We start from the raw sequence: 7078 nt of genomic DNA on the forward strand, positions 1-7078 counted from the left end.
GTTCCCTGTGAACTGGGGGTTTGTTTTACTTGTCGCGGTTGAGGAGCACGCCGCGGATGCCGGAGTGGAAGCCGTCGCGCAGGTTCACGCGCTGGGTCTCGGTGAGCGTGTACTCGTGGAGCGTGTCGCACGCGAATTGGAGGAGCGGGCGGTCGATCTCGGGCGGCAGACCGCCGCCGGAGAGAAGGTGCGCCTGGTCGCGCTGCTCGGCGGTCGCGGCGTTGTCGAACCACCAGCTGGCGTACTGCTGGCCCACGTCGAACGGCGTCTGGAAGCCGGCGGAGGTCCAGACCTCCTCCGGCAGCGGCACGTAACGGGAGCGCAGCTTGCGGCGCGGCGCCATCATGGACGGCTTCGGCGGACCGGACGGGCCCGGCTTCGCAGGCGTCTCTTCGGCGGGAGCCTCAGGCTTCGGGGAGTCGGAGGCGGACTCGGCAGACGTGGTGGGCTCGACGGGCGCGGCCTGCTCCGACGTGCGGTGCTCCGGCTGGTGTGCCGCCATACCATGCGGCGTGGAGGAGAATGCGGCCTCGACCTCGGAGGGCTCGCCACAGACGTCGGGGCCGGGCACTGCCGGCTCCTCGGTGCCCTCCGGCGCGGTAGCCGCGCTCTCCTCCTGCTCCTCGTCTGGCTGGTGACGGATGACCGGCGGCAGCGGTCCTTCGAGGACCTGGATTTCCATGGCGTCCGCGAAGTCCTCGCGCGGGTCCAAAATCGTGGTCGTATCGCAGGAGTGGCGCAGGTTGGAGGACATGGAGTCCCAGCCAAAGCCGTAGAGGTGCACGCGAATGCCCGCGAGCACCGCCTCCTCAACGCCCGGAATCATGTCCGCGTCGCCGGAGACGAGCACGAAGTCCGTGACTTGTTGCTTCATGGCGGCGACGATCATGTCCGCGACGAGACGCGTGTCCACGCCCTTCTGCGTGCGGCGGTCGCCCCACTCGATGAGCTGGCCTGTGCGCAGCTGCACGCCGTCACAGGTGCGCAGCGCGCGCTGGTAGCGGTGTGGGCCGGTATCCGGGATGCCGTCGTACCAGTACTGACGCTGAATTTTTTGGTCCAGTTGGTTTTCGATCATGGTGCCCATGGTGTTGACGACCTCGGGAAGGTCAATCTCTAACTGGGCGCGGGCACCCGTCTCCCAGGCGTTATAAAAACTTGCTAATAGGTAAGAGGTGTCGACGAAAACTAACGTTCTCTCAAGCATTGTTGCGGTCCTAAATCTTTATTGCTAACTCGTTTCCCTCCAGTGTGCCCCAAAAAGGCAAAAACTGCGATAGGCCTTGACGAATTTCCAGGTGGACAATATGGTTAGTTACACAAGTAACTAACCAACTAAGGATGCCCATGGACAACTCCACCCAACCGTTGTTCCGGCAAATCGCCGCGCTCATCGAAGATTCCATCATCGATGGCGCACTCGCGGAAGGTGCGCAAGCCCCGTCGACGAACGAGCTCGCCGCGTTCCACAACATCAACCCCGCGACCGCCAGGAAAGGAATTACCTTGCTTGTCGAACTCGGAATTCTCGAAAAGCACCGCGGCGTCGGCATGTTCGTCGCGGACGGCGCGACCGAGAGCATCCGCGAGCGCCGCCGCAGCGACTTTGCCGCCGAATACGTCGCCCCACTCGTGGACGAGGCTGCCCGCCTCGGCTACACGCGGGGCCAACTCCAGGAACTCGTTCACCGCGTCGCTGAAAGCCGAGGTCTCTACTCATGATCACTGCACGCCATCTCTCCAAATCCTTCGGAAGCAAGAAGGTCTTCGAAGGACTCAACTTCGATATCCACGACGGCCAGCTCCATGCCTTGGTGGGCCGCAACGGCTGCGGCAAGACGACGCTGCTCTCCTTCCTTGCCGGACAGAAGCGCTACGAAGGCGAGCTCTCGCACAACCCGTATAACAATCGCGCGGTCATGGACACCATCGTGTTCACTGGCGTGGACACCGCCTACCCCAACTGGCGGCTTCACGACATCCTCACCGCTGCTGGACAGCGCTACCCGTACTGGTCGCTGCGCGATGACCTCCTGGACGCGTTCGACCTCGACCTTCACACGAGTTACGCCGCCGCCTCGCGCGGTCAGCGTTCCATGCTCGCCATCATCGTGGCGCTTTCCGCCAATGCGGAGCTCACTCTCCTCGATGAGCCCTACTTGGGTCTTGACGATGCGAACCGCACGATCTTTTACGACAACCTTCCGCATGACCGCACGATGGTCGTCGCGACCCATGCTCTCGAAGAATCCGCTCAGCACTTCGACCGCTTCCTCCTCATGGGCGAGGGCATGCAGGACTACTCAGCCGCCGAGCTTGACGATGCCTTCGTGGTTGCCCCCGGCTCTCCCGATCTCGCCCCACATGCTGTGCGCACCGAGGAGATTGCCGGCCAGTCGCGCATGATCGTCCCTCGTGGCGTTGCTGAAGGCACCCCGCTGCCGCTGGCCGACGCGGTCCGCATTCTGGGAGGCCAGCGATGATCTTCAAGTATCAGTTCACCAATGGCGGCTGGGTCGCGGCTCTCATTAGCGTGGCGTTCCTTGGCTTGGCATTGCTCTTAGGGAGCGTTGTCGCGGTATGGCCGGTCGCCTTCTTCGGCGCCACCGCAGTGGCGCTGCCACTTGCCTACTTCTTTCTCCCGCGCCGCAGTGCCGATGCTTTCGGCATGACAACCGGCGAATGGATCCGCACCAACGTCACGCCGCTCGTGGTCTGCCTCGCCCTGGGGCTCGGCGCGCAGGCTTTCGTCCTTCCCGCTCGATGGCTACTTTGTGAAGCACTCGCCATCTGTGTCTTCTGGGTGTCGCTGTTCTTTCGGCTCCGTGGTGAATCCCGCGGTATCGCCAAGGGAAGTCTGCGTTTCCATGGCTGGTGGCTCCTGCTAGCCAGCGCCTCGGTTGCTATCCCGCTCCTTGCGGTGGCGCAGCCCTTCCTCGGCCCCACGTGGGGTCCGGCCTTCTGGGCCTTCCTCCCATTCATCTTGGGGATGATCGCGCAGATGCCGTGGACTGAGCTCACGCCTTCCGGCCTTCAGGCGTTCGGGTATCCACGCACCGAGTGGGTGCGCCGCCAGCTCATTCTTGCCGCGCTGAGCCTTGTCATCTTCGCGGGCATCGCCGTGGTCTTCCAGTTCGGCTGGGTCTACCCCTTTGCCGCCACCTGCGTGCTGCTTTTGGTCGCACGCTCCGGCCTGGGCACCGGTTTCGCAACCTTCGGCATGATCATGTTCTCCGGTCACCTGCGTGACGGCGACTCGCTGAAGTGGCAGCTCATTACCTTCCTCATCCTCGCCGTCGTCACCTCCTACGTCGTGTTCTACCGTCCCTTGCGCGACGAAAGCCCAGCTCCGTCCGTTCGTTTCGCCCCACGCCTGCGCAGATCCGAGGTTTAAATACTCATGATTGTCACTACTCACCACGCCGCGAAGTCCTTCAAGAAAAAGGAGGTCCTCCGGGACGTCGAGTTACAGCTCGAAGAAAACCGCATCTACGGTCTTGTCGGCCGCAACGGCACAGGCAAGTCCACGCTGCTCTCACTGCTCGCCGGCCAGGCGCGCTATGACGGGGACATCAAAGTCTTCGGCCACGAACCCTTTGATAACGAGGCCGTCATGGACGATATCGTGTTCACCGGCGTCGATACTCCGTACCCTGCGAACTGGAGTTTCAAGGCCATCCTCGACGTCGCGTCCAAGCGCTACCCGCATTGGGACCAGGCGACAGCGGACCACCTGCTCGAGACCTTCGCGCTCGATGTGAAGACGTCCCACAGCAAGGCCTCCCGCGGCCAGCGCTCCATGCTCGCCATCGTCATCGCACTGGCAGCTCGCGCGCCGCTTACACTCCTCGACGAGCCCTACCTCGGCCTCGACGTGCAGAACCGCGACCTGTTCTACCGGGAGCTCGTCGCCGCGCAGGAGGCGAACCCGCGCACCATCGTCATTGCCTCCCACGATCTTGAGGCCTCCGCCAAGCTCGTGGACTGCTACCTCGTCCTGCGCGACGGCGTCATCCGCACCCTCGAGTCGGAGCGGCTTGATGATGCCCTCGTCTCGCTCACCGTCGCCAACCCCGTTCCGCCCGAGCTTTCCGATGCAGCCCTCGCCACCGAGTCTCTCGGCTCCAGCACCCGCGTTGTTGTACGCCGCGGCGTCGCTGATGGCTCCCCGGTCGCCCTCGAGGACGCCGTGGCACTCGCCATGGGAGGTAGCGATGTCTAAAGGACTTGTATCTGTCGTCTTCCGGCACTGGACAGGGTCTACGCGACAGCTGCTATCAGCGCTGGGCATGTGTGCCTCGATGATCGGATTCAGGATTGTCATTGGTGACCTCTCGTGGGTGTCCATGCTTTTCTTTGCGCTCGTGCCGATCGGGGTGGGCTCTGTCCTTCACGTGCCCTACGGCACGCTCAAAGCGTTCGGCTACCGTCGGGCCGACTTTGTGCGAATCAACGTCCCTATTGTGCTCATTGCCGCTGCAATGACCTTCGCTTTTACGGTAGGCGAGTTGCCGTGGGTTGTGACGGTACTGCTTACTACGCTCGTCGCAGCTACTTTGGCGTTGACTCTTCGCCAGGAGGTCAAGGAGGATCGTTCCCGCAACCACGAGCCTGTAGTGGAAAAGAATCCTGGGGAAGGGCAGTGGCACATGATGCTCTTGGTCGTCGCGCTATTCGGCGTATTCCTGTGGGGTTGGAAGACTCTGCTTCCAGCCATTGCTCCGGACTTGTGGGGGTCTCTCGTCGTGACTGTGCCGGTGATTGCTGGCGCACTCGGTTCTAATCTAGCGACCGGCACGCACCTCGCCGCCTGGCAAGCCTTCGGTAAGACGCGCCGAGCTTGGCGCACTCGGGCGCTGGTGAACGGGGGCATCGGCATGCTCGGCGTTGCGCTATGCACCCTAGTGCTGGATCCCTCCCTCGTAGCTCTCAATGTCGGGACTTTCTGGTTTGCCTACGCGCTGATGAATACAACTGTGGGCGCCATCATTGCAGTCATCGTGCCCATGACATTTGGTGGGTTTATTAGAGGAATTGAGCCGGGCGCTGTCTATCTACTGCTTTCGGGTGGGGTCTTGCTCCTGATAGCTGCGGTCATGCTGTGGCTTTACCCGAAGTACGCCAATACTCAGAAGCGATTGGAGCTTAGACGATGATTACTGCGACCAACCTGCGGATGAAGAACACACCGGCGTTGAACTTTGAGCTCGCGCAGGGACTTACGCACGGGCTCGTGGGCGCGAACGGCGTGGGTAAGACGACACTTTTGCGCATGATGGCAGGGCAGTTCCCGTCCATGGGCCTGCGCGTCTTCGGCGAGGAACCCTTCGACAACCAACGCGTCATGGACCGGACGATCCTCATGGGCATTGACAACCCACTTTTCGATGGATGGAACGTGAAGAAGCTGTTCCGGATCGGCCAGGTTCGTTGGAAGACGTGGAACCAAGACCGCGCCGATGAACTTGTCGACGCCTTCGAGCTTCCGGTGCAGAATTACTCTTCGCTCTCGCGCGGCCAGAAATCCGCGATGGGTTTCATCTTCGCCGTGGCTTCTGGCTGCGAGCTCATGCTCCTCGATGAGCCCTACCTGGGGCTCGACGTGCAGCGCCGCCAGGTGTTCTTCGACGTGATGCGCGAGGAGCAAGGGACACGCACCATCGTGGTGTCGACCCATCATCTCTCGGAGATTGAGGGCTGCCTCGATACCATTCTCTTACTTTCCGATGAACCGCTCTCTGGCCCCATCGACGAGATCGTCGATTCCATTGTCGCCGTCTCCGGGCACGCTTCCCAGCTCGACCGCGCGCTGGGCAGGCTTCAACTGCCCGTGCTTGCACGAGAGTCCTCAACCCTGGCCGACCGCGCGATCATCGACGCGCGTCCCAAGTTTGCACAGTGCGTCTTCGACCAGGCCAAGGACCTGGGATTGCGTGCGCAGGAAGTGACGCTTGAGGAAGCCGTGCTGGCATTAGGGGAGGCGTAATGCGACTGTTCTTTGCGGTCGTCGAGACGCATACGCTTGTCGTCTACAGCATCATGTTGCTGCTGTGGGGCATCCTCGCGCCCGTCAAGGGTCCGGTAACGGCTGGTTCGCTGGCCTTCCTCGCGGTGGTTGTGGTCCTATCGACCACGGTGAACAAGACGAAAGCCACGGCGCTGGGGCTCTCGCGGAAAGCGCAGACGCGCTACAACCTAGGGCTCGCCACGTACTACGTCGTGCTCGGCGCTGCAGTTTCGGTGGCGCGCCAGTGGTGGTGGTTGGCCGCTCTCGTCCTGGTCGCGTGGGCTATCCGACTCGTTGTGACGCTGCGTCAGTCGTCGCAGTCCGCGGCCCAATCCGACATGGAGGTGCGTGAACTCCAGTATCGAGTAGCCTCGGACGGCAAATCCGACTTTGGACGTTTCCCCATCACTCCCACGGCGCAGCTGATCTACCGGCCGCTGGTCCGCTCGTGGATGTGGGTCGTGGCCGGGTACGCCTCCGTCGGACTTGTCATGTGGGCGGCCATCGTCTTGTGGAACATTGAGGGACAGCTCTTCAGCATCGTCTATGTCATGGTGACGCTATTGACGCTCGGGGCACTCATGGATTCCTACCGCACATCGTTCAAGGAGTTCGTCACGCTCGGTGGCTCGCGTCAGCAGTGGGTGCGCGCTGTCACAGCGGCGAGCGTCATCGGTGCGGCCGCCGGCGCCATCCTGGAGTTGGTGGTTTGGACTAGCCAGGGGACTATCACCGGAATGATATTCGGCATGGGCGCGTTGATTCCCGTACTCGGCGTGAGTTGGGAACTGCTCTCCCGGAAAACGATCGTCTGGACCATGTGCATGGCGGTGACTGCCGGAGTCACCTTTGTCCTGACGGTCATGGAGGTTCTGCCGCAATGGTCCTTCGCCGCGTGCGCCGGCGTGCTTTACCTCGTATGGGCAGCCCTGCTCCCTATGTATGCTCGCAATGCCGATCCATACAGTGGTGGAGTGCTGCAATGGTTTGGCGTGAACACGTCATAAATGCGCGATGTCCTGCAGATTTGTGTGTTTTTAGATCGCTGTGTATCTTTATCTAAGTCAGCGC

8 protein-coding genes are annotated in these 7078 nt (G+C 61.9%); 7 read left to right on the plus strand and 1 reads right to left on the minus strand.

Annotation, left to right across the window (positions count from 1 at the left end; translation table 11 throughout):
• Positions 1-25 precede the first annotated feature (25 nt).
• The gene (locus tag HMPREF2559_RS10930; protein WP_066492552.1) at positions 26-1207 is read right to left on the minus strand and encodes an NYN domain-containing protein; all 1182 of its coding nucleotides are present in this window, start codon (positions 1205-1207) and stop codon (positions 26-28) included.
• 140 nt (positions 1208-1347) lie between these two features.
• On the opposite strand from HMPREF2559_RS10930, the gene HMPREF2559_RS10935 reads away from it, so the two are divergent.
• The 7 genes from HMPREF2559_RS10935 to HMPREF2559_RS10965 are packed head-to-tail and all read left to right on the plus strand — an operon-like array spanning position 1348 to position 7014.
• Positions 1348-1722, plus strand: coding sequence for a GntR family transcriptional regulator (locus HMPREF2559_RS10935; RefSeq protein WP_066492546.1), 375 nt, complete (start codon positions 1348-1350; stop codon positions 1720-1722).
• The gene (locus tag HMPREF2559_RS10940) at positions 1719-2483 is read left to right on the plus strand and encodes an ATP-binding cassette domain-containing protein (protein ID WP_070540744.1); all 765 of its coding nucleotides are present in this window, start codon (positions 1719-1721) and stop codon (positions 2481-2483) included. Before HMPREF2559_RS10935 ends, HMPREF2559_RS10940 begins: the two co-directional genes overlap by 4 nt.
• Positions 2480-3394: a hypothetical protein gene (locus HMPREF2559_RS10945; protein ID WP_070540746.1), complete on the plus strand. Its 915-nt coding sequence runs from the start codon at positions 2480-2482 to the stop codon at positions 3392-3394. Before HMPREF2559_RS10940 ends, HMPREF2559_RS10945 begins: the two co-directional genes overlap by 4 nt.
• Before the next feature lie 6 nt (positions 3395-3400).
• Complete coding sequence (locus tag HMPREF2559_RS10950; RefSeq protein ID WP_066511210.1) at positions 3401-4222, plus strand: ATP-binding cassette domain-containing protein; 822 nt, start codon at positions 3401-3403, stop codon at positions 4220-4222.
• A complete protein-coding gene (locus HMPREF2559_RS10955; protein WP_068801456.1) occupies positions 4215-5156 on the plus strand; it encodes a hypothetical protein in 942 nt (313 codons plus the stop codon). Before HMPREF2559_RS10950 ends, HMPREF2559_RS10955 begins: the two co-directional genes overlap by 8 nt.
• Positions 5153-5986, plus strand: coding sequence for an AAA family ATPase (locus HMPREF2559_RS10960; RefSeq protein ID WP_210387035.1), 834 nt, complete (start codon positions 5153-5155; stop codon positions 5984-5986). Before HMPREF2559_RS10955 ends, HMPREF2559_RS10960 begins: the two co-directional genes overlap by 4 nt.
• Positions 5986-7014, plus strand: coding sequence for a hypothetical protein (locus HMPREF2559_RS10965; RefSeq protein ID WP_070540749.1), 1029 nt, complete (start codon positions 5986-5988; stop codon positions 7012-7014). The genes HMPREF2559_RS10960 and HMPREF2559_RS10965 overlap by 1 nt, the downstream gene beginning before the upstream one ends.
• Positions 7015-7078 lie beyond the last annotated feature (64 nt).

Origin of the sequence: Corynebacterium sp. HMSC072G08, assembly GCF_001809185.1 — a bacterium.
Lineage (GTDB): Bacteria > Actinomycetota > Actinomycetes > Mycobacteriales > Mycobacteriaceae > Corynebacterium > Corynebacterium phoceense.

What these genes read in the sequence shown, in the direction of transcription:
- HMPREF2559_RS10930 (WP_066492552.1), bottom strand. Translation starts at nt 1,207, where the DNA reads ATGCTTGAGAGAACGTTAGTTTTCGTCGACACCTCTTACCTATTAGCA.
- HMPREF2559_RS10935 (WP_066492546.1), top strand. Translation starts at nt 1,348, where the DNA reads ATGGACAACTCCACCCAACCGTTGTTCCGGCAAATCGCCGCGCTCATC.
- HMPREF2559_RS10940 (WP_070540744.1), top strand. Translation starts at nt 1,719, where the DNA reads ATGATCACTGCACGCCATCTCTCCAAATCCTTCGGAAGCAAGAAGGTC.
- HMPREF2559_RS10945 (WP_070540746.1), top strand. Translation starts at nt 2,480, where the DNA reads ATGATCTTCAAGTATCAGTTCACCAATGGCGGCTGGGTCGCGGCTCTC.
- HMPREF2559_RS10950 (WP_066511210.1), top strand. Translation starts at nt 3,401, where the DNA reads ATGATTGTCACTACTCACCACGCCGCGAAGTCCTTCAAGAAAAAGGAG.
- HMPREF2559_RS10955 (WP_068801456.1), top strand. Translation starts at nt 4,215, where the DNA reads ATGTCTAAAGGACTTGTATCTGTCGTCTTCCGGCACTGGACAGGGTCT.
- HMPREF2559_RS10960 (WP_210387035.1), top strand. Translation starts at nt 5,153, where the DNA reads ATGATTACTGCGACCAACCTGCGGATGAAGAACACACCGGCGTTGAAC.
- HMPREF2559_RS10965 (WP_070540749.1), top strand. Translation starts at nt 5,986, where the DNA reads ATGCGACTGTTCTTTGCGGTCGTCGAGACGCATACGCTTGTCGTCTAC.